The sequence below is a fragment of the Micromonospora sp. NBC_00330 genome (assembly GCF_036136635.1).
Classification (GTDB): domain Bacteria; phylum Actinomycetota; class Actinomycetes; order Mycobacteriales; family Micromonosporaceae; genus Micromonospora; species Micromonospora salmantinae.
In genome coordinates this window covers 2,510,161-2,530,013 of sequence record NZ_CP108012.1, presented here as the reverse complement: position 1 = coordinate 2,530,013, position 19,853 = coordinate 2,510,161, and the positions used below count along the sequence as shown (strand labels likewise).

Below are 19,853 nucleotides of genomic sequence, written 5' to 3'. Positions count from 1 at the left end.
GTCGATCACTCAGCGCGGTGGCGTCGGAGGAGTTTCGGCAGCTACAGCCGAGCCCCCGGCGGCCCGTCGCGGTGGACGGCTGCCGGGGGCTCGAGTGCAGGCGGTCAGACCTGGTTGCCGCTCGGCAGCACCGCTGCCATCTCGTCGCCGGCGCCAGCGAGCACGCGTGCCTGCTGCGGCCAGCTGGCCAGCCCGGGTGCGGCGCGCAGGCCGGCGGCCCGGATCAGGTCGCGCAGCGCCGGCTCGTCCAGCTCGCCGAGCTGGCCGTACGTGCGCACGCCAGCGTCCTGCAACGCGGCCGCCATCTTCGGCCCGATCCCCTGGATCCGGCGGAAGTCGTCGGCCGGGCCCGTCGGGTCGGCGTCGACGCTGCTGATCGCCGTGTCGGCGGCCGAACGGACCGGAGGGGTCGCGGCGGCGGCCGGGCGGACCGGAGGCGCGGCCACCGTCGACCGCTCGGCGACCGCAGCGGCAACCGCAGGCTCGGCGTTGACCGAGTCGGCCTGCACCGGCTCGGCATCGGACGGTCCTGCGCTCGCCAACACCTCTGCCGGCGTCGCGTCGACCGCAGTGGCCCTGGTCTCCACGTCGTCGGCCGGACCGACGGAGGCCGGCACGTCGTCGGCCGGCGTCGAGTCGATCGGCGTGGTGTCGACGGGCGCGGTCTCGACCTGGGCGTCGTCGGCGGGCGTGGTGTCGGCCGGGGTGGCCGCTACCGGCGCGGCGTCGATCGCCGCATCATCCGCCGGTGCCATGTCGAGCGGCGTCGTGTCGAGCGGTGCCGTGTCGGCCGGCGGGAGGTCGTCCGCGGGCTGGCGGGGAGCGACCACGGCCGCCGGGGCGGGCTGCTCGTCGACAGTAACCGGCTCGGCGGTCGAGTCCACGCCCGCCTCCTGCCGCAGCTCAGCGGCGTCGGACTGCTCGGCGGCCGGCACTGGCGGCGGGTTCTCGGTCAGCGCCATGTCCGCCGGGTCGACGGTGCTCGGGGCGTCCGCCGGCACGGGCACCGGGGTGGGGCCGTCCGTTTCGGTCAGCGCGGCCGGCGCGCTGACCGTGTCGACCGGTACCGGCTCGTCGGCGACCGCTGGGGGTGCCGGGTCGACGGCGGCCTCAGGCCGGGCGTCGTCGGTGGTGGCAGCCGGTGTGGGCGGGGTGATCACGGCCAGACCGGCGACGGGGTCACCATCCACAATCGAATTGCCCTGTACGCCCCGCCGGCCGCGCAGCAGCCACCCGGCGGCCAAGCCCAGCAACAGTGCCAGTACCACTATCAGCGAGTGTCCGAAAGACCACGCCACGGCGAACCTCCCTCTCAGGTCGTTGGAAAAGTCACGAGAAAAACTCGCCGCAGCTTCGCACACGCGTATTGCCGACGACAGGCAGGATCGGCCGTCAGCGTTGCCGGTGGGTGAGCCACCTCAGCCGGTGCCTACCGGGTAACACAGCGTCGTCCGATCACACCGAAACCCGACCCGATGAGACCGGCACCCGATGACACCGGTGCCGGCCGAGGTCCGGACACGACGAGACCCGGGCCCGGCGCGGGACGCCGAGCCCGGGTCGGGCGACGCGGGGTTCAGTCCCGGTCGCCCTCGTAGGTGTGGAAGTCGTCGACGAACCGGCGACGGAGCCGTGGTACCCGGCTGGTCACTCCGAAGTAGCCGCGCGCGCCGAGCAACGCGAGCCGACCCACCACCGGCCGGTACATCCGGTCGTCGCCGCTGGTGCCGCTGCGGTTCAACGATTCGGCGACCCGGGCGAAGCCGTACGGCGCCATCACGGCCTCGTAGTCGGCGACCGCCTGGAGCAGCGTCTTGTCGCCGGCGGTGGCGCGGCTGAGCTGTGTGCAGAGCAGGCGGGCGTCGCGCAGCGCGGTGTTCGCGCCCACGCCCCGACCCGGGGTCATGGTGTGGATGGCGTCGCCGAGCATGGTGACGGTGCTGCTCTTCCAGGGCGGCACCGGCTCGGACGTGGACACTTTGATCGGTAGGGCGCTGGCCGGGTCCGCGTGGGCGAGCAGTTCCCGTAGGTGCGGGTGCCAGTTCGCGGTGAGGTCCAGGGCGACCTGCAGCAGGTCCTCACCGCGGCGTTCCATGATGTCGGTAGGGAACCGGTTGGCCGCGCTCCAGATGATCAGGTTGATGTTGTCGGTGGTGGTGTCGTGGGCCAGGCCGGGCCAGTCTCGGAGCACTGCGGCGTCGGGCTCGCTGACGCCGGGCTTGATCGCGCGTTCGGCGTCCCACTTGAACTCCATGACGTGCAGCACGCCCATCATGCCGCCGACGCCGAAGATCAGTGAGATGCCCTGCTGGACCCGCTCCGGTATGAGGCCGCGGGTGTGCGGGGTCAGTGGGATCCGGGTGGCGATGTTGATCGTCCCGGCGTCGCGGGTGACGGCGTGCGGCAGGTACTGGCGGCGTACGGCGGAATGGGTGCCGTCGGCCGCCACCAGCAGGTCGCCGGTGGCGCTGGTGCCGTCGGCGAAGTGCGCGGTGACAGTGCCGTCGTCGCGCTGCTCGTACCGGGTGAAGGTCTTGTCGAAGTGCACCACGTCCTCCAGGCCGGTCAGCAGCACCTGGCGCAGCACCATCCGGGCCACCGAGTGTTCGGTGCGTACCGGGTCGGCGCTCGGCCGCAGCGCGAACGACGCGGTCTGGCGGAGCCCCTGAGTGACGACGTTGAAGTAGTGCGGCGGCCGGGCGCAGGTGGCCAGGAAGGTGGCGAACAGCTCCGGAGGCAGACACTCCCGCAGCGCCCGGCTACCGGTGGGGCCGATGCCGACCCGGTAGCCGAGCAGCCCCTCGGCGCGGTCGCGGTGCCGTTCGTAGACAGCGACGGTGATCCCGGCGCGGCGCAGGCCGTGCGCCAGGCACAGCCCACCCGTGCCCGCGCCGATGATCAGGACGTGCGGCGGCGCGGCGGACATGTCAGCCGGCCGGGTGCGCGGCGGGCGCCTCGGTAACGGCCGGGCGCGGAGCGGGCGCCTCGGTGCTGGCCGGGCGCTGAGCGGGCGCCTCGGCCGCGTCCCACCGGTAGAAGCAGCCGGCGATCGCGTCCCGGGGGGAACGCCAGGTCGGCAGGTACGGCGACGTGTGCGCGGAGAGCCGCTCGTTGACCTGTCGGAAGAGCGGGTGGTTGCGGGCCGCCGCGAGCGCGTCCGGGTCGACGTCGTCCGAGGTCTCCAGCAGGTGTACGCACAGGTCGTGCAGGCAGTACAGGGATCGGTGCGTGACACCGGTCAGGCCGGGCAGTTCGGTGGCGTCGGACTCGGCGAAGATCTGCGCGACCCGCCCCTCCGCTCCCGGGATGATCCGGCTGACGATCAGTAGACGACTCATGGGACCCCTTCCGCCGGTGGCCTGCCCGACCCCTCGGGGATCGGTGCCACGTGCTCTGTGCGCCCACCGTGCCGTAGCGCCTGTCACATCACCGTCACGTACGCCGGCCGGGCGGTGACGGGCACCGCCGTCAGGTACGCCGAACGGCGGGTGACGGGCGGTCGGTGATGGCCTCGCGGCTGGCCTGGCGGATCGGGGCGAGGGTGTCGTCGAGCAGGGCGCTCATGGCGGGGCTCGGCTCCAGCCGCAGCTCCCGGCGCAACAGGTCGCGGTAGACGTAGAAGGCGTGCACGGCTTCGAAGGCGTTGCCCTCGGCCAGGTGGATGCGGACCACCAGTCGGTGTGGTGTCTCGCGTAACGGCTCGGCGGCCATCGCCTCCAACGCGGCTTCGAGGGCCTCGCCGTGCCGCCCCGCGGCCAGGTGGTGCCCGGCCACCTGTTCCAGCATGTGCAGGCGGAGTTGGCGCAGGCGTTCCCGGTCCAGCAGCACCCAGTCGTCGTACCAGCCGGGCAGGAGGTCGTGGCGCCCGGCGGCGAGCGCCCCGGCGGCGGTGCGCGGGTCGTCGCCGTCCCGGACCCGGGCCGCGGTGCCGACCAGGTCGTCCACGTCGAGCCGGACCGCCGGGGCGAGGCGTACGGTGTCGCTGGCCACTGTCATCGGGCAGCACGGGTCCTGTCGCAGCCGCCACAGGGCGGTACGCAGGGAGGACAGCGCCCGTTCCTCCGACGCGTCGGGCCAGAGCAGCCCGGCGAGTTGACTGCGGGTGGCGCCGGGGCGGAGCCCGATCAGCGCGATCACCCGTTGCAGCCCGCGTGGCACCACGACCGGCACCGCCTCGCGGAGGAGTCGGAAGCCGCCGAGCAGGTGCAGTGAGACGCCCTCCTCGGGCGGGTCTCCGGCGGTCGGCACGGACGGATCAGCGGCCACGGCGGCACCCCCTGCGGAACGCTCGTCCCGACTGTCTGCTGTGTCCCGGATCGGTTGCCCTCGACGCCACTGTCGACCCCGCCGATCACGGCGTGGCCGGGCGCGGTCCCGCCCGCCGAGGCCGCCGGGCTGACCACGCTGAAGATTATCAATGATGGTCACGTTGCGTCAATGTCCGCGTGGACCTTCTATTGCCGACAGTCAACCCGAGATCGGTTCTGAACTGCATAAACATTGGAGCGTCAAGTACGCCGGGCACATAGCTGATACACAGGTTGCGTCAACGCAGCGTCACCACCACCCGTCGCTGGCCGACCCGGCGCGGTGACGCCGCCGTGACGAGGATCGGCGCATCGTGTCGGCAGTCGTCCAGCGCGTCCGGGGGCCACCCGTCGCCGGCCGGACGCTGTGGGGGGAGGCCCAACATGGACCGATCGCTGATCGTCGCGAAGGTCGATCCGACCGCCGAGGAGCGGGTCGCCGAGATCTTCGCCGAGTCGGACGCGACGGAGCTGCCACGCCTGGTCGGTGTCCGGCACCGCTCGCTGTACCGACTGCACGATCTCTACGTGCACCTGCTCGAGACCGCGCAGCCGGCGGAGGGCGCGGTGGAGGCCGCTCGTGACCATCCCGAGTTCATCCGGGTCAGTGACCGCCTACGCCCGTACGTGTCGCCGTACCTGTCGACCTGGCGCTCGCCGCGCGACGCTATGGCGCGGTGCTTCTACCGGTTCGACGCCCCGGATGCCGGGCGGCGGTCGTGACGGCCACCGCGCCGCGTGAAGAGCAGCTCTGGTCCCGCTGCGCCGGCTGCGCCAGCCTGCTCTACCGCAAACGGCTGCGCCGCAACCTCGACGTCTGTCCGGAGTGCGGGGAACATGCCCGACTCGGCGCGCCGGAACGCCTGCGCCAACTGGTCGACCAAGGTTCCCTGTGTCTGCTGCCCGACCGGCTGCCGGAGGCGGACCCGCTCGAGTTCGTCGACGTGCTGCCGTACCCGCACCGGCTCACCGGCGCGCGGGCCAGCACGGGCCTCGCCGAGGGGGTCGTCTGCGCCACGGCCACCATCGGTGGGCACCCGGTGGCCCTGGCGGTGATGGACTTCCGCTTCCTCGGTGGCAGCCTGGGTTGCGCGGTGGGCGAGCTGATCACCCGGGCGGCCGAACGGGCGCTGGACGACCGCACACCGCTCGTCCTGATCACCGCCTCCGGCGGGGCGCGGATGCAGGAGGGCGCGCTGTCGTTGATGCAGATGGCGACCGTCAGTCAGGCCATCGCCGCGTTGCGCGAGGCGGGGCTGCTCACAGTGAGCGTCCTCACCGACCCGACCTACGGCGGGGTGGCCGCCTCGTTCGCCACCAACACCGATCTGGTGCTCGCCGAGAGTGGCGCCCGGATGGGCTTCGCCGGCCCTCGGGTGATCCGTCAGATCACCGGGCGGGCCCTGCCGGAGGGCTTCCAGACCGCCGACTTCCTGCTCCGACACGGGCAGGTCGACATGGTGGTGCAGCGGCGGTCGCTGCGCGGACGGCTGGCGGCGCTGCTCGCCGCGACCCGCGCCGGCCGTCCGGCGCGTCCGCCCGTACCCCGGCAGGAGCCGGCGTCGCACCACGAGCGCCTCGCCGACGACGGCGCGGTCCTGGCGCGGCCGACGGACCCGGCGGCCGAGGGAGACGCCGGCACCCCGGCGGTACGCGACGCGTGGGACACCGTCCGGATGGCACGGCACCCGGGGCGGCCCACCACACTGGACTATCTGGACTCGGTCTTCGACGGGTTCGTGGAGCTGCACGGCGATCGGCTCGGCGCGGACTGTCCGGCCATCGTGGGTGGGGTGGCGCGGTTGGCCGGCCGGCACGTGATGGTCATCGGTCACCAGAAGGGGCACACCACCGCCGAGTTGGTCGCCCGCAACTTCGGCATGGCCAGCCCGGCCGGGCACCGCAAGGCGCTGCGGCTCATGCGCCTCGCGGCCCGCCTCGGCCTGCCCGTTGTCACCCTGGTGGACACCCCCGGCGCCGACCCCGGTGTGAGCGCCGAGGAGCAGGGCCAGGCGGCGGCCATCGCCGAGAACATCCTCACCCTCACCGTGCTGCCCACGCCCGTGCTCGCGGTGATCACCGGCGAGGGCGGCAGCGGCGGCGCGCTGGCGCTGGCGGTGGCCGACCGGGTGCTGATGCTGGAGAACGCCGTCTACTCGGTGATCAGCCCCGAGGGGTGTGCGGCGATCCTCTGGCCGGACCGGTCCGCGGCGCCGCAGGCGGCTCGCGCGTTGCGACTGACCGCTCCCGACCTGCGCCGGCTCGGGGTGGTCGACGAGGTCGTGTCGGAGCCGTCGAGTGCCGCGCACGACGACCCGGCGGAAACCGCCCACCGCCTGCGTGCGGCCCTGCTGGCCAACCTCCTGCCGCTGTTGGACGTGCCGCCGGCCATGCTGGTCCGCCTGCGCCGGCAACGCTTCCGACGGTTCGGCGCGAACCGCGTCGGCGCTCGGGCAGGCCTGCGATGACCGCCGGCGACGGGGCGCTGTCGACAGTCGACGCGTCCGATGAGGTCGGGGTGGACGGCGAGGAGGCGCTGGCCGGGCTGCGTCGGCAGGCGCAGCACCTGATCGCCGAGCTGGCCGGGCCGGTGCGCCGGATCCGGTTGCGCAGCGGGCCGGCGGTGCTGGAGGTCGAGTGGCACCCCGAGGACGCGACCCGACCGGACGTACCAGTGCCCCGGGCCGAGGCGGCACCAGCGGTCGGGCCGGCGCCCGGTGCCCCACCTGCGGTGCTCCGGCCGCCGGTGCCTGGGCGCGTCGCGGTGCGGGCACCGATCGTCGGCACCTTCTACCAGGCGCCGGAGCCCGGCGCGCGGCCGTTCGTCGCGGTGGGCGACCTGGTCCGCCCCGGCCAGCCGGTGGCCATCGTCGAGGCGATGAAGCTGATGAACGAGGTGATCGCCGACCGGGCCGGCCGGGTGGCCGCGATCCTCGTCGAGGACGGCCAGCCGGTCGAGTACGACCAGCCGCTCGTCGAACTGGACCCGGCGTGACGGCGCGGGGTGGTTGATCATGTTTGAGACCGTGCTGATCGCCAATCGGGGCGAGATCGCGCTGCGGGTGCTGCGCGCCTGCAAGGAGCTCGGCGTACGAACGGCGGTGGTCTACTCCGCCGCCGACGCCGACTCGGCGGCGGTCCGCCTCGCCGACCAGGCCGTCCGGATCGGACCGGCGTCGAGTCGGCGCAGCTACCTCAACGCCGCCGCCATCGTGGAGGCGGCCCGTCAGGTGGGGGCGCAGGCGGTGCACCCCGGCTACGGCTTCCTCTCCGAGGACGCCGACTTCGCCGAGATCTGCGCCGACAACGGGCTGACGTTCATCGGCCCGCCACCGGCGGTGATGGCCGCGCTGGCCGACAAGTCCTCGGCCCGCGCACTGATGAGCCGCGCCGGCCTGCCGCTGTCGCCGGGCAGTGTCGCCCCGGTGCCGACCGCCGCCGCGGCGGCCGAGGTGGCCGACGCCGTCGGCTACCCGGTGATCGTGAAGGCCGCCGCCGGGGGCGGGGGCCGAGGGATGACAGTGGTGCACACCCCGGGCGAGCTACGCCGTGCGTACACCCGGACCCGGGCCGCCGCGCAGGCCGCCTTCGGCGACGACCGGGTGTACGTCGAGCGTTACCTCACCGAGGCGCGGCACGTCGAGGTGCAGGTGCTCTGCGACGCCCACGGCAACGGGGTGCACCTGGGCACCCGGGACTGCTCGGTGCAGCGCCGGCACCAGAAACTGGTCGAGGAGGCGCCCGCGCCGGCGCTGCCCGCCGCCGTTCTCGACACCATCGCCGAGACCGCCCTGCGGGGCGCGCTCCAGGTCGGCTTCGTCGGTGCCGGCACGTTGGAGTTCCTGGTCGACGCCGAGGAGAAGTTCCACTTCCTGGAGATCAACTGCCGGATCCAGGTGGAGCATCCGGTGACCGAGATGGTCACCGGGATCGACCTGGTGCACGAACAACTGCACATCGCCGCCGGCGTACCGCTGCGGTGGCGGCAGCAGGAGATCCGCCTGCACGGCGTCGCTGTGGAGTGTCGGGTCAACACCGAGGACCCCGACCGCGGCTTCGCCCCCACCCCCGGCCGGTTGGAGCGGTTCACCCCACCCGGCGGCCCGTTCACCCGCGTGGACACCCACGCCAGCGCCGGTTACCTGGTCGGCCCCTGGTACGACTCGCTGCTCGCCAAGGTGATCGTCTGGGCGCCCGACCGGGAGTTGGCCCTCAACCGGCTGGAACGTGCCCTGGACGAGTTCGACATCGCCGGTCCGGGCGTGCACACCACCATCCCGTTCGTCCGGCGGGTGCTCGACGACGCCGCATTCCGCAAGGGCCGCTACACCACCGGCCTGGTCGACCGTCTGCTCGCCGCGCCCGCGCCCGCGCCGGCACCGCCGGCACCGCCGGCCACTCCCGCACCGCGTACCGCGCCCGCCGCAGATCCCGATGCAACCCACAGGAGGACCCGATGACCGTCACCCATGGTCGCCCGATGACCACCGAGATCACCGACATCCTGGTGGCGCACTGCGGGCTGGACGCCGACGCCGCCGCCCGGGCGCCCGCCGCGTCGCTGGAGGAGCTGGGCATGGACTCGCTCGCCCTGCTGGAACTGTCGGCTGTCGTCGCCGACCGCTGGCAGGTGGCCATCCCCGAGCAGGCCGGACAGTTGAGCATCCCGGCGGTGGCCGACCTGGTCGCCCGCCGCGCCGACCCACCCGGGCACACCGAGAACAGCGTGGTCATCGACGCGCCGCTGGGGCTGGTCTGGGAGGTCACCAACGACGTGGCGAACTGGACCGAGCTGTTCACCGAGTACGCGGTGGTGGAGATCCTGCCCCGCGAGGGGCACACGGTGCGGTTCCGCCTCACCATGTACCCCGACGAGAACGGGGTGTCCTGGAGCTGGGTCAGCGAGCGCACCGCCGACCCGGTGAGCAGGCAGGTCCGGGCGCACCGGGTGGAGACCGGGCCGTTCGAGTACATGCGCATCCACTGGCGCTACACCGAGGAGGCCGGTGGCACCCGGATGACCTGGACGCAGGACTTCGCGATGAAGCCGACCGCGCCGGTCGACAACGCCGCGATGACCGAGCGGATCAACACCAACAGCGTGATCCAACTCGCGGTGATCAAGGACCGGGTGGAGCGGATCGCCTGGCAGCGCGCCGACCAGGGCAGCCCGACCGCCAGCGACGCACCGACGGAGGCCGACGATGAGTGACCTGAGCACCCGCCCGATCGCCGCCCGGGACGTACCCGCCGACCGCCGTCGCGGTGGTGAGCTGCGGGTGCTGCTCGGCCCCCGCACCGTCGGCAGCACCTCGGGTTTCCTCGGGGTCGCCACGCTCGAGCCGGGGGAGCGGATCGCCGAGCACTACCACCCGTACAGCGAGGAGTTCCTGTACCTGGTGCGGGGCGCGATCACCGTCGACCTGGACGACCAGCCGACGCTGCTGGCCGCCGGTGAGGGGCTGTTCGTGCCGGTGAACGTGCGGCACCGGCTGCGCAACACCGGCGTCGAACCGGCCGAGGTGGTCTTCCACCTGGGCCCGCTCGCCCCCCGGCCCGAACTGGGCCACGTCGACACAGAGTTGGTCGAACAGCGGGGCGGGTCATGACCCGACGCCGCACGGTGGTGACCGGGATCGGGGTGGTCGCCCCGGGCGGCGCCAGCCGGGACCGCTTCTGGAAGACCATCACCGAGGGGCGGACCGCCACCCGGCGGATCAGTTTCTTCGACCCGTCGGCGTTCCGGTCGCAGATCGCGGCGGAGTGCGACTTCGACCCGGTCGCGGCGGGGCTCAGCGAGGCCGAGCGACGCCGGGCCGACCGGTACGTGCAGTTCGCGCTGGCCTGCTCCGCCGAGGCGGTGGCCGACGCCCAGTTGGTGCTCACCGACGCGGAACGGGACCGGGCCGGGGTGGTGCTGGGCACGGCGGTGGGCGGCACGATGGCGTTGGAGCAGGAGTACGTCACAGTGAGCGAGCACGGCCGACGGTGGCTGGTGGACGGGGCGCGCGGTGGCCCGTACCTCTATCAGGCGCTGGTGCCCAGCAGCCTCGCGGCCGACGTGGCCTGCCGGCACGGGCTGCACGGCCCGGCGCAGGTGGTGTCCACCGGCTGCACCTCCGGCATCGACGCCATCGGGTACGCCCACCAGATGATCGTGGACGGTGAGGCGGACGTGATGCTGGCCGGCGCCGCCGACTCGCCGATCTCGCCGGTCACTGTCGCCTCGTTCGACGCGATCAAGGCGACCAGCCCGGACAACGACGACCCGGCACACGCCTCCCGCCCGTTCGACGCCGACCGGCACGGGTTCGTGCTGGCCGAGGGCGGGGCGGTGCTGGTGCTGGAGGAGGCCGGACACGCCCGGCGGCGGGGAGCGCACATCTACTGCGAGGTGGCCGGCTACGCCAGCCGCAGCAACGGCTTCCACATGACCGGGCTGCGGCCGGACGGGCTGGAGATGGGCCTCGCCGTCACCGACGCGCTCCGGCAGGGCCGGATCCTGCCCGAGCAGGTCTCCTACATCAGCGCGCACGGCTCGGGCACCCGGCAGAACGACCGGCACGAGACGGCCGCGTTCAAGCGGGCGCTGGGTCAGGCCGCGTACCGGATACCGATCAGCTCGATCAAGTCGATGGTCGGGCACTCGCTCGGCGCGATCGGGTCGATCGAGATGGCCGCGTGCGCCCTCGCCATCGAGTTCGGTGTGGTGCCACCGACGGCGAACTGGAGCACCCGGGACCCGGAGTGCGATCTGGACTACGTACCCAATGAGGCACGGGAGGTTCCGGTGGACGTGGCCCTCTCGGTGGGCAGCGGGTTCGGCGGTTTCCAGTCGGCGATGGTCTTCCGTCGGATGCTCGGCGCGGTGGCGGCGTGAGCGCCGCCTCGCACAGTGGCGGCGCGACGGCCCGGGCGGTGGTGACCGGCATCGGGGTGGTCGCACCGAGCGGCATCGGCGCGGACGCGCACTGGCGCACGGTCCTCGCCGGCACCCGCCGGACCGGGCCGATCACGTTGTTCGACCCGGCCGGCTATCCGACCCGCTTCGGCGGGGAGGTGCCCGGCTTCACCGCCGACTCCTACGCCGACAGTCGGCAGTTGGTGCAGACCGACCGGTGGACGCATCTCGGCTTCGCCGCCACCCGGCTGGCGCTGGCCGACGCCGGCCTGCCCGACCGGGCCCCCGACCCGTACGGCTACGCGGTGACCCTGGCCAGCTCGTCCGGGGGCAACCTGTTCGGTCAGCGGGAACTGCAACGGCTGTGGGGCGGCACGTCGCGGACGGTCGGGGCGTACCAGTCGATCGCCTGGTTCTACGCGGCCAGCGTCGGGCAGCTCTCCATCCACCACCAGTTCAAGGGTCCGAGCGGGGTGCTGGTCGCGGAGTCGGCCGGCGGGCTGGACAGCCTGGCGCACGCCGCCCGCGCGGTGCGCCGGGGCACCCCGGTCGTGATCGCCGGGGCCACCGAGTGCCCGTTGAGCCCGTACGCGCTCGCCTGCCAGCTGCGCTCGGGGCTGCTCAGTGACGTCGCCGACCCGGAGCGGGCGTACCGGCCGTTCGACGCCACGGCCAGCGGTTATCTGCCGGCCGAGGGCGGAGCGGTGTTCGTGGTGGAGGAGTTGGGGCACGCCCTGGCGCGGGGTGCCCGGGTCTACGGCGAGGTGAGCGGGTGGGGCTCCACCCACGACGCCGCGCACACCACGGCGGAGAGCAGCGGCGACCCGGCCCAGTACGCGCGGGCGATGCGGCTGGCTCTGGACCGGGCGGGCGTCGCCGCCGCCGGAATCGACGTGGTGCTGCCCGACGCTCTCGGCGTGCCCCGCTACGACCGCAGCGAGGCCGAGGCGTTGCGGGCCGTGTTCGCCGACCGGCCGCCCCCGGTGACCACCCAGAAACCGCTGACCGGTCGGGCGTACCAGGGCGGCTCGGCGTTGGACGTGGCCACCGCGCTGCTCGCCTTCGCCCACGACACGTTGCCCGCGTCGGCCGGACCGGACGAGGTGGCCGAGGGCTGCGAGCTGGACTTCCTGCGCGAGCACCGCCGACCGCGAAGCCGACTCGCCCTGATCTGCGCGCGGGGCTTCGACGGGTTCAACAGTGCGCTGGTCCTGCGCGGGGCCGCGCCGATGAGGGGAGAGGTGTCATGAGCGACAAACGAGCCCGGGTGGTCTTTCTGGTACGGGTGCCGGTGCCACGCACCGAGCAGTTCCTCGCCGCGTACGAGCAGGTGCGGCACCTGGTCGCCGGCGGTGTGCCGGGGCACCTGGTCGACCAGGTGTGCCGGTCGTCCACCGATCCGGAGCAGTGGTTGATCACCAGTGAGTGGGCGAGCCTGGCCGACTTCGAAGACTGGGAGCGCAGCCCGGAGCACCGGGAGTTGGTGCGCCCGATGCGGGAGTGCTTCACCGACGCCCGTTCGCTGCGCTTCCACATCCACGCCCAGACCCCGGCCCTGGCCTGACGCTCCGCGCTCGCCCCGCTTTCCGCGAGCGGTGGGGCGGGCGGGGTCGACATCCCGTCCGGGGCGCGTAGGGTCCTGGAGCCATGAAGGTACTGATCTCGGTGGACCTGGAAGGCATCTCGGGGGTCGTGCACCCCACCGAGACGAACCCGGATCGGTACGACTACGAGCGCGGTCGGGCGCTGATGACGGCCGAGGCGAACGCGGTGATCGCCGGGGTTCTCGATGCCGAACCCGACGCGGTGGTGTGGGTCGCCGACGCGCACGGAACGTTTCGGAACATCCTGCCGGAGGACCTCGACCGGCGTGCTCACCTCGTGCGAGGCAAACCCCGCCCGCTGGGCATGCTCGCGGGGCTGGACGAGCAGACGGATGCCGTTCTGCTCATCGGCTATCACGCTCGGGCCGGTGCCGGGCCTGCCGTGCTGGCCCACACGATAAGTGACGCCGTCCTCGACGTGCGGGTGGCCGGCCGGTCGTTGGGCGAGATCGGCCTCAACGTCGCCATGGCGGGACACCTGGACGCGCCGGTCGTCCTGCTCAGCGGAGACGACACGGCCTGCACGGAATTCAGTGAGCTGGTGCCCTCGGCAGTCACCGTCGCCGTCAAGCAGACCCTGGGGCAGGCCGCCGCGGTGGCACTGCATCCGCAGGAGGCACGGGAGCGGCTGCGTCGCGCCGCCGCCGACGCGATCGCCCGGCGCGCCTCGATCCCGCCGGCGAAGATGGCCGGGCCGTTGGACGTCGAGGTCGACCTGTACGGCCCGTACATGGTCGACCTCGCGACTCTGGTGCCGGGTGTGACCCGCGTCGGCGGCGGTCGGACGGTCGCCTTCCACGCCGCCGACGTCGCCGAGGCGTACCGGCTGGTTCAGCTGCTCGTCCAACTCGCCAGCATCAAACCGAGCTAGCGCCCGAGAACCCTCGGGCTCGGCCGACAACCGCGACGCCATCGGCCGTCCGGCTGGCACCGCGCGACGGTTGTACGAGGGGTCATGTCTCGGTGACGTTCTGCCAAATCGCCCGCCCGATCCTGTCCGCCGAACGGGCTGTCGGCAATCCGGCTGGCCGCTGCTTTTGATCCATCCATTCGCATCTAGCAATGGCCCTGTGGGCGTCGTATGGTTCCCCGCAGCACCCCGACAAGCGTACGTGATGGGCGGATTCGCCCTCTTTCATGCTGGGCGGTGAACGGCAGTGACGGCAGAAGATCCTACGGCGACCGACCCCGGCTGGGTGGACGAAGTCCTTTTCGCCGGCCACCCGACCGACGTTTGTCTCCGTCTGCCCGAGCCCGTCGACCGGGCCACGCTGCACCGGTTGGTCACCGCCGCACAGGACCGGTTGACCACCGTCGGACTGCGCCCCGGAGGTGCTGCGGCGCTGCGACTGCCACCGTCGCTGGCGTACGTGGTGAACCTGCTGGCCACCTGGCGCGCCGGGGGACAGGCCATCCTGCTCGACCACCGCCTCACCGACCACGAGGTGGACCGGGCGCTGGCCCGGTTGACCCCCCAGGTGGTGGTCGCTCCGGTGCGGACCGGTGGCGGCGCGCTGAAGATCTTCGTCGACGTCACCGAGGGCGTCACCCGGTACGCCGACGGCCCCGCGGTCAGCGGCCACGCCGTGATCCAGCTCAGCTCCGGCTCCACCGGCCCGTCCAAGGTGATCGGCCGCACCGCCGCCGACCTGGTCGCCGAGGTGCACCGCTACACCCGCATCGACGGGGTGGCGCTGCCCGGCGAGCGGATCATCCTGCTGCCCTCGATGGTGCACGTGCTCGGCCTGGTCGGTGGCCTGCTCTACGGGCTGCACGCCGGGGTCGAGCTGGTGCCGCCGGAGCGGCTCAGCGGCGACGCCGTGCTGGCCGCGATCAGCGCCGGCACCACGCCGGCCACCGTGCTCGGCGTGCCGTTCCACATCGGACTGCTCGCCTCCACCCGCCCGACCGGTCCACTGCCGCAGCTGCGGCGGATGACCACCGGGGGCGAGCTGGTCCCGGCCGCCGTCGCCCGGGCGTTCACCGACCGCTACGGGGTGCCGCTGGGCAACATGTACGGGATGACCGAGGTCGGGGTGATCGGCACCGACCTGCACGGGTCGCACCGACCGTCGATCGCCCCCGCGCCCGGGATCGAGGTCCGCGAGTCCGGCGGCGAGCTGTGGGTGTCCTGCCCGGCGTCGCCGTACGTCGGCCTGAGCGACCCGACCCGCTGGTCCGACGGTTGGCTGCACACCCGCGACGCCGGCACCGTCGATGAGGACACCGGCCTGGTCACGGTGCGCGGTCGACTCGACTCGCAGGTTTCCGTCGGCGGGATGAAGGTCGACCTGACCGAGGTGGAGGCCACCGTCGCCGAGCTGACCGGGGTCGCCGCCGCGGTGGTGGTCTGGGACGACGGCATCACCGCGTACGTCCAACCCGACGGTCCCCTGTCGGAGGAGACGCTGGACAAGCTCCTCGCCGAACGGTTGGCCGGCTACAAACGGCCCCGAGCGCTGCACCTGCTCGATCAGTTGCCCCGTACCACCACCGGCAAGCTGGTTCGCTCGACCGACGCGCTGCGCTCGGCGGTCACCCCGTGACCGGGCCGCTGCACCACCTCGACGTCGACCTGCGCGCTCGCCCGCGCGGCGACCGCCAGGACGAGGCCCCCGCCCAGCCGTGGGTGACCGACCCGCAGGAGCTCGGCGCCGGGAACCGGCCGCAACGGCAGCCCCGGTGGCGGCATCAACCGGCGCAGCCCGCCGCCGCGCAACCCCCGCCCGAGCGCCTTGCCGACCGCCTCCTTGGCGGTCCACAGGCGCAGGAAGTCCACCGTCCGGCCGGCCTCGGGCCGATCGCCCAACCAGGCCAGCTCGGCGGGCGCGAACCAGCGGCGGGCCAGCGCGAGCGCCGGCAGCGGGCGGATCCGCTCCACGTCCACCCCGACCGCGCCGGCCCGACGGGCGGCGACCACCACCAGCCCGGCGGTACGGCTGACGCTGACCGCCAACTCGACCGACCCGGCCACCTCGTCGACCCGGACGACCGGCCGTCCCTCGCGGTCGTGCGCCAGCACCAGCTCGGCGTCCGCGCGACCGAGCAGCAGGGCACCCGCCCGCCGCACCAGCACAGCGGCCCGATCCGGCTGACCGCCGGTGTCCCGGCCGACCCACACGTAGACGGTGTCCCGACCGGACACCGTCAGCTGAGCCACGCAGAGAGGGTATCCATGAGAGCCGAGGTCCGCGCCTTCGTCGTCGAGCAGCTCGCCGACATGAACTACGACGTCGAGGGGCTCGACGACGACACCACGCTCGGCCCGTCCGGCGTCGACCTGGAGTCTCTCGCCCTGGCCGACCTGTCCGTCCGGGTCGAGGACCGGTACGGCCTGACGTTCGCCGACGACGAGTCGGAACAGCTGGCCCTCATGACGGTCGGCGAGTTCACCACGATGGTCGCCAATCGCGTCACCGAGGCGACGAGCGACAAAGGCTGATGAGCGGTCAGCCCGATCTGGGGCGAGCTGACCTGATGACCATGCTCGCCGAACTCGCCGCGAAACCGGCTGCCGAGGTGTCCGACCGGATCGGCTCGATGGAGCTTGCCTGGCTGGTGCACCTCGTGGAGCAGCGCTACGAACGCCGGCTCGACCTCACCGACGACGAACTGGCCGGCATCCGCACCGTCGACGACGCACTGGTGGTGTTCCGGGCGTCGCTGACCGCCTCCGCAGATGGTTGAGGCGCGCGTCGCCCAGCTCACCGGTGTGTACGCGGTCAGCGCCCTGGGGCGGGGCGCCGACGCGCAGCTCGCCGGTGTGTTGGCCGGGGTGCCGGCGTTCGGACCGGTGGGCCGATTCGACACCGCCGCCCGCCGGGTCACAGTGGCGGCCACAGTGCCCGAGGTCGCTCCCCTCGCCGACGAGTTGGCCGCCGCTATCGACGCGGCCTGCCGGGCAGCCGGTCTGGACCGCGCGCAACGCACGGGGTGCGCCCTGCTGCTCGCCGTGCACGGCGGCCCAACCCTCGGTGCGGGCCCGGCCGCCGGCGCAGGCCCGGCCCTCGGTACGGCGCCGGCCGTGCTCGCCGGTCAGCTCGCCGCCCGATGTGGACTCTCGGGTCACACCCGGGTCTACACCAGCGCCTGCGTGTCGGCGAGCACGGCGGTGGCCGACGCCGCCGCCCGGATCACCCGGGGTGACGTCGAGCGGGTGGTGGTCGCGGCCGGCTACCTGGTGGAGTCGGACCAGTTCGCGCTCTTCGACGCCGGTCGTGCCCTCGCTGTCGACGGGGCGGTCCGTCCGTTCAGCGCCGGCCGCCGGGGGTTGCTGCTGGGTGACGGCGTGGCCGCTGTGGTGCTGGAGTCGAGCACCGTCCGACGACGCGGTGTCGATCCGGTGGCCACAGTGCTCGGTTGGGGGCGGGCCGGTGACGCGTTCCATCCCTGCCAGCCGGAGCCCGGTGGCACCGGGCTGGCCCGCGCGGTGGACGGCGCGCTGCGCCGGGCCGGGCTGCCACCACAGGCCGTCGGCTACGTCAACGCCAACGCCACCGGTACCGCGCAGAGCGACGCCGCCGAGGCGGCCGCCCTGCGTCGGGCCCTCGGCGGGCATGGCACCCGCGTCCCGGTCAGCTCGACGAAGTCGGTGCACGGGCACGCGCTGGAGGCGTCCGGGTTGCTCGAACTGGTGGTCACCGCGCTCGCGCTGCGCCACGGCGACCTGCCGGTCAACGCCGGCTGGCTGGGCCCCGACGACTCCTGCCCCCTGAACGTGGTCAAGGACCGTCCCCAGAAGACCGGAGCCACCCACGCCCTGACCCTGAACGCCGCCTTCGGCGGCGCCAACACCGCTCTCCTGGTCGGCGTCGGATGACCACCCCCCACTCCCCGCGATCGTGCACTTTCCGCCCCGACGAATCCGACCACGCACCCGGACCGACGACCGAAACCGCAAGATCGCCGGGGGAGAGGGCTCGGGCCTCCTGGCCCGAGGGTGAGGACGTCGTGGGCAGCGCGGCGGGGGTGCCGGGGTTCGTGCACTCGGACTTCGCGCCGGTGGTGGTGGCCGTCGCGGAACGGTGTCTGCGGCGGGGGTACGGGCCGGCGGGAGTACCCGCCGGGGTGCGGACGGGGATCGTGCTGGTCAGCGCCAGCGGTGATCTCGCCAGCGCCCGGCACGTACGGGCCACCGTCGAGGCCGGCGGGCGGATCGGCCCGCTGTTCTTCTTCCAGTCCGTGCCCAACAGCGTCGCCGGGCACCTCGCGGCCCGGTGGGACCTGCGCGGCCCGGTGGTCTGCCTCAGCCCGACGGGCGACCCGTACGCCGACGGCGTCGCCGAGGCCGACCTGCTGCGCGACGACGGCGACGCCGACGAGGTGTTGCTGATCCTGATCGAACAGGCACCCGACACGCCGACCGAGGCGGTCGCGGTGCTGCTGGGGGGAGGAGCACGACCATGAGGACACGGGGACTGCGCGGCGCACTGGCCGCCGACACCGAACTGGGTGCGGGCAACGTCCTGGCCCGGGTGCTGGCGCACGGCGCCGACCCGGACGGGCCCGGCCTGACCTTCGACACCGCCGTCGACGGGCACCCCGCCGAGACGCCACTGACGCTGGGGCGGCTCGACGAGCGGGTCGCCGCCCGCGCCGCCTGGCTGCACGAACAGGGGGTACGCCCGCGCGACCCGGTCGCCGTCTGGGCCACCGCCGCCGCCGACATGGTGCTCAGTTACCTGGCGCTGGCCCGGCTCGGGGCGATCCCGGCGCTGATGAACGGCAAACTCCGCCCGGAGATCGCCGCCGAGTACATCCGCCGCCTGCGGGGCGTCGGTGTGCTGGCCGACGACGAGCACACCACGCTGCTTGCCGGGCACGACCTGGGCGTACCCGTGCTCGGCACCCCCGCGCAGGCCGGCGCGGGCGATCCGGCCACGGCCCCGGAGCACTACCGGCACCACCCGGACGACCCGATCGTGATCACCCACACTTCCGGGACGACAGGGGTGCCCAAGGCGGTGCTGCACTCGCACGCCAGCCTCTTCGCGGCCACCCGGCACCTGCTCACCATGCCGCAGGCGCAGGGCACCACCCGGATCCTCAACGCGCTGCCCGCACCGCACACCGCAACGGTGCTGATGGTCAACCAGGCGCTGGGCAACCGCGCGCAGATGTTCCTGCTCTCTGAGCAGGGCGGCGAGCGGGTGCTGGACGCCATCCAACGCTGGCGCCCCGACGGGGTGTTCGGTTTCTCGGTCACCTGGGCGGAGTTGGCCCGCTTCGACCTGTCCGGGTACGACCTGGACTCGGTGCGGCTGTGGTTCAACACCGGCGACGCCTCGCACGAGCCGCACATCCGCCGCCTGGTCGCTGTCGGTTGGCACGACACCATCACCCGAGACGGGGTGGCGAAGGTGCCCGGCTCGGTCTTCATCGACGGGTTGGGCTCCAGCGAGATGGGGCACTCGATGTTCCACATCACCCACCGCGCCGACACCGACCGGTACGGCCGCTGCATCGGCCGCCCGTACCGGTTCGCCACTGTCGCGGTGCTCGACGCCGACGGCGAGCCGGTGCCGGTCGGCGAGGTGGGTTTCCTGGGCATCAACTCACCGTCGCTGTTCCGGGGCTACTGGAACGACTCGGTCACCACCTACCGCTTTCGCCAGCGCGGCTGGTACCTCACCGGTGACCTGGTCCGCGCCGACACCGACGGTCGCTACTACCACCTGGACCGGGCGGTGGACTCGGTCGACGCCGGTGACGGGCGGCGCTTCTACACAGCGCTGTCCGAGGAGCGCATCCTCGCCGCGTGCCCCGACGTCACCGACTGCACCGTGGTGATCGTCGCCGAGGCCGGCGCGGTCGTCACCGACGTGCTGCTGGAGTTGGCCGCCGGCGTCGACGAGACCGAGGACCGCACCGAGCGGGTGCGCGCCGCCCTCGGCCCGGACGTCGGCGCCACGCTGCGCCGGGTCGTGCCGGTGCGCTCCGCCGACATCCCGGTCACCGTGACCGGCAAGGTCCGCAAGGTGGTCCTGCGCGAGCGCTACCTCACCGAGGCCACGTCATGAGCGAGCGAAGCGGAGCGGCGGC

At 73.2% G+C, this 19,853-nt stretch carries 22 protein-coding genes; 16 read left to right on the top strand and 6 right to left on the bottom strand.

Translation table 11 applies throughout. The features are described from left to right. Window positions 1–104: 104 nt before the first annotated feature. The 5 genes from OG598_RS33545 to OG598_RS11195 all read right to left on the bottom strand — a co-directional run bounded on the left by OG598_RS33545 (window position 105) and on the right by OG598_RS11195 (window position 4,693). Window positions 105–1,298 (bottom strand): helix-hairpin-helix domain-containing protein, encoded by a 1,194-nt coding sequence (locus tag OG598_RS33545; protein WP_442931469.1) that lies wholly within the window; start codon window positions 1,296–1,298, stop codon window positions 105–107. A gap of 278 nt (window positions 1,299–1,576) precedes the next feature. After that, entirely contained in the window at window positions 1,577–2,926 is a 1,350-nt protein-coding gene (locus tag OG598_RS11210; RefSeq protein WP_328654353.1) for an FAD-dependent oxidoreductase, read from the bottom strand. Between the two features lies 1 nt (window position 2,927). Next, window positions 2,928–3,338, bottom strand: coding sequence for a TcmI family type II polyketide cyclase (locus OG598_RS11205; protein ID WP_328654352.1), 411 nt, complete (start codon window positions 3,336–3,338; stop codon window positions 2,928–2,930). Window positions 3,339–3,468: 130 nt separating this feature from the next. After that, window positions 3,469–4,266: an AfsR/SARP family transcriptional regulator gene (locus OG598_RS11200; protein WP_328654351.1), complete on the bottom strand. Its 798-nt coding sequence runs from the start codon at window positions 4,264–4,266 to the stop codon at window positions 3,469–3,471. Between the two features lie 280 nt (window positions 4,267–4,546). Beyond that, entirely contained in the window at window positions 4,547–4,693 is a 147-nt protein-coding gene (locus OG598_RS11195; protein ID WP_328654350.1) for a hypothetical protein, read from the bottom strand. Here OG598_RS11195 and OG598_RS11190 point away from each other — a divergent pair. From OG598_RS11190 to OG598_RS11140, 11 genes are all read left to right on the top strand, one after another. Continuing rightward, complete coding sequence (locus OG598_RS11190; RefSeq protein ID WP_238685782.1) at window positions 4,692–5,030, top strand: TcmI family type II polyketide cyclase; 339 nt, start codon at window positions 4,692–4,694, stop codon at window positions 5,028–5,030. The genes OG598_RS11195 and OG598_RS11190 overlap by 2 nt on opposite strands. Next, a complete protein-coding gene (locus tag OG598_RS11185) occupies window positions 5,027–6,775 on the top strand; it encodes an acetyl-CoA carboxylase carboxyltransferase subunit alpha (RefSeq protein WP_328654349.1) in 1,749 nt (582 codons plus the stop codon). The genes OG598_RS11190 and OG598_RS11185 overlap by 4 nt, the downstream gene beginning before the upstream one ends. Continuing rightward, the gene (locus OG598_RS11180) at window positions 6,772–7,302 is read left to right on the top strand and encodes an acetyl-CoA carboxylase biotin carboxyl carrier protein (protein ID WP_328654348.1); all 531 of its coding nucleotides are present in this window, start codon (window positions 6,772–6,774) and stop codon (window positions 7,300–7,302) included. Before OG598_RS11185 ends, OG598_RS11180 begins: the two co-directional genes overlap by 4 nt. 19 nt (window positions 7,303–7,321) lie before the next feature. Then, window positions 7,322–8,767, top strand: a complete 1,446-nt coding sequence (locus OG598_RS11175) for an acetyl-CoA carboxylase biotin carboxylase subunit (RefSeq protein ID WP_328654347.1) — start codon at window positions 7,322–7,324, stop codon at window positions 8,765–8,767. After that, window positions 8,764–9,519, top strand: coding sequence for an SRPBCC family protein (locus tag OG598_RS11170; protein ID WP_328654346.1), 756 nt, complete (start codon window positions 8,764–8,766; stop codon window positions 9,517–9,519). The genes OG598_RS11175 and OG598_RS11170 overlap by 4 nt, the downstream gene beginning before the upstream one ends. Further along, entirely contained in the window at window positions 9,512–9,916 is a 405-nt protein-coding gene (locus tag OG598_RS11165; RefSeq protein ID WP_112587250.1) for a cupin domain-containing protein, read from the top strand. The genes OG598_RS11170 and OG598_RS11165 overlap by 8 nt, the downstream gene beginning before the upstream one ends. Then, window positions 9,913–11,187: a beta-ketoacyl-[acyl-carrier-protein] synthase family protein gene (locus tag OG598_RS11160; RefSeq protein WP_328654345.1), complete on the top strand. Its 1,275-nt coding sequence runs from the start codon at window positions 9,913–9,915 to the stop codon at window positions 11,185–11,187. The genes OG598_RS11165 and OG598_RS11160 overlap by 4 nt, the downstream gene beginning before the upstream one ends. Then, window positions 11,184–12,458, top strand: coding sequence for a beta-ketoacyl synthase N-terminal-like domain-containing protein (locus OG598_RS11155; RefSeq protein ID WP_328654344.1), 1,275 nt, complete (start codon window positions 11,184–11,186; stop codon window positions 12,456–12,458). The genes OG598_RS11160 and OG598_RS11155 overlap by 4 nt, the downstream gene beginning before the upstream one ends. Then, window positions 12,455–12,772 carry an antibiotic biosynthesis monooxygenase family protein gene (locus tag OG598_RS11150; protein ID WP_328654343.1) on the top strand — a complete coding sequence of 106 codons (318 nt, stop codon included), beginning with the start codon at window positions 12,455–12,457 and terminating at the stop codon, window positions 12,770–12,772. Before OG598_RS11155 ends, OG598_RS11150 begins: the two co-directional genes overlap by 4 nt. An 83-nt stretch (window positions 12,773–12,855) precedes the next feature. Beyond that, entirely contained in the window at window positions 12,856–13,683 is an 828-nt protein-coding gene (locus OG598_RS11145) for a M55 family metallopeptidase (RefSeq protein ID WP_328654342.1), read from the top strand. 325 nt (window positions 13,684–14,008) lie between these two features. Continuing rightward, window positions 14,009–15,358, top strand: coding sequence for a class I adenylate-forming enzyme family protein (locus OG598_RS11140; protein ID WP_328654341.1), 1,350 nt, complete (start codon window positions 14,009–14,011; stop codon window positions 15,356–15,358). Here the strand turns inward: OG598_RS11140 and OG598_RS11135 are convergent. After that, window positions 15,286–15,972: a 4'-phosphopantetheinyl transferase family protein gene (locus OG598_RS11135; RefSeq protein ID WP_328654340.1), complete on the bottom strand. Its 687-nt coding sequence runs from the start codon at window positions 15,970–15,972 to the stop codon at window positions 15,286–15,288. The two genes, OG598_RS11140 and OG598_RS11135, sit on opposite strands and share 73 nt — an antisense overlap. A gap of 15 nt (window positions 15,973–15,987) precedes the next feature. Between OG598_RS11135 and OG598_RS11130 the strand changes: the two genes are divergently transcribed. The 5 genes from OG598_RS11130 to OG598_RS11110 all read left to right on the top strand — a co-directional run bounded on the left by OG598_RS11130 (window position 15,988) and on the right by OG598_RS11110 (window position 19,831). Further along, on the top strand, window positions 15,988–16,254 hold the full coding sequence (locus OG598_RS11130) for an acyl carrier protein (RefSeq protein WP_203119726.1): 267 nt from the start codon (window positions 15,988–15,990) through the stop codon (window positions 16,252–16,254). Then, window positions 16,254–16,499 (top strand): acyl carrier protein, encoded by a 246-nt coding sequence (locus OG598_RS11125; RefSeq protein WP_328654339.1) that lies wholly within the window; start codon window positions 16,254–16,256, stop codon window positions 16,497–16,499. The genes OG598_RS11130 and OG598_RS11125 overlap by 1 nt, the downstream gene beginning before the upstream one ends. After that, window positions 16,492–17,631 (top strand): beta-ketoacyl synthase N-terminal-like domain-containing protein, encoded by a 1,140-nt coding sequence (locus OG598_RS11120; protein WP_328654338.1) that lies wholly within the window; start codon window positions 16,492–16,494, stop codon window positions 17,629–17,631. Before OG598_RS11125 ends, OG598_RS11120 begins: the two co-directional genes overlap by 8 nt. A gap of 131 nt (window positions 17,632–17,762) precedes the next feature. Continuing rightward, window positions 17,763–18,218 (top strand): beta-ketoacyl synthase chain length factor, encoded by a 456-nt coding sequence (locus OG598_RS11115; protein WP_328654337.1) that lies wholly within the window; start codon window positions 17,763–17,765, stop codon window positions 18,216–18,218. Continuing rightward, complete coding sequence (locus OG598_RS11110; RefSeq protein ID WP_328654336.1) at window positions 18,215–19,831, top strand: class I adenylate-forming enzyme family protein; 1,617 nt, start codon at window positions 18,215–18,217, stop codon at window positions 19,829–19,831. Before OG598_RS11115 ends, OG598_RS11110 begins: the two co-directional genes overlap by 4 nt. Window positions 19,832–19,853: the final 22 nt, after the last annotated feature.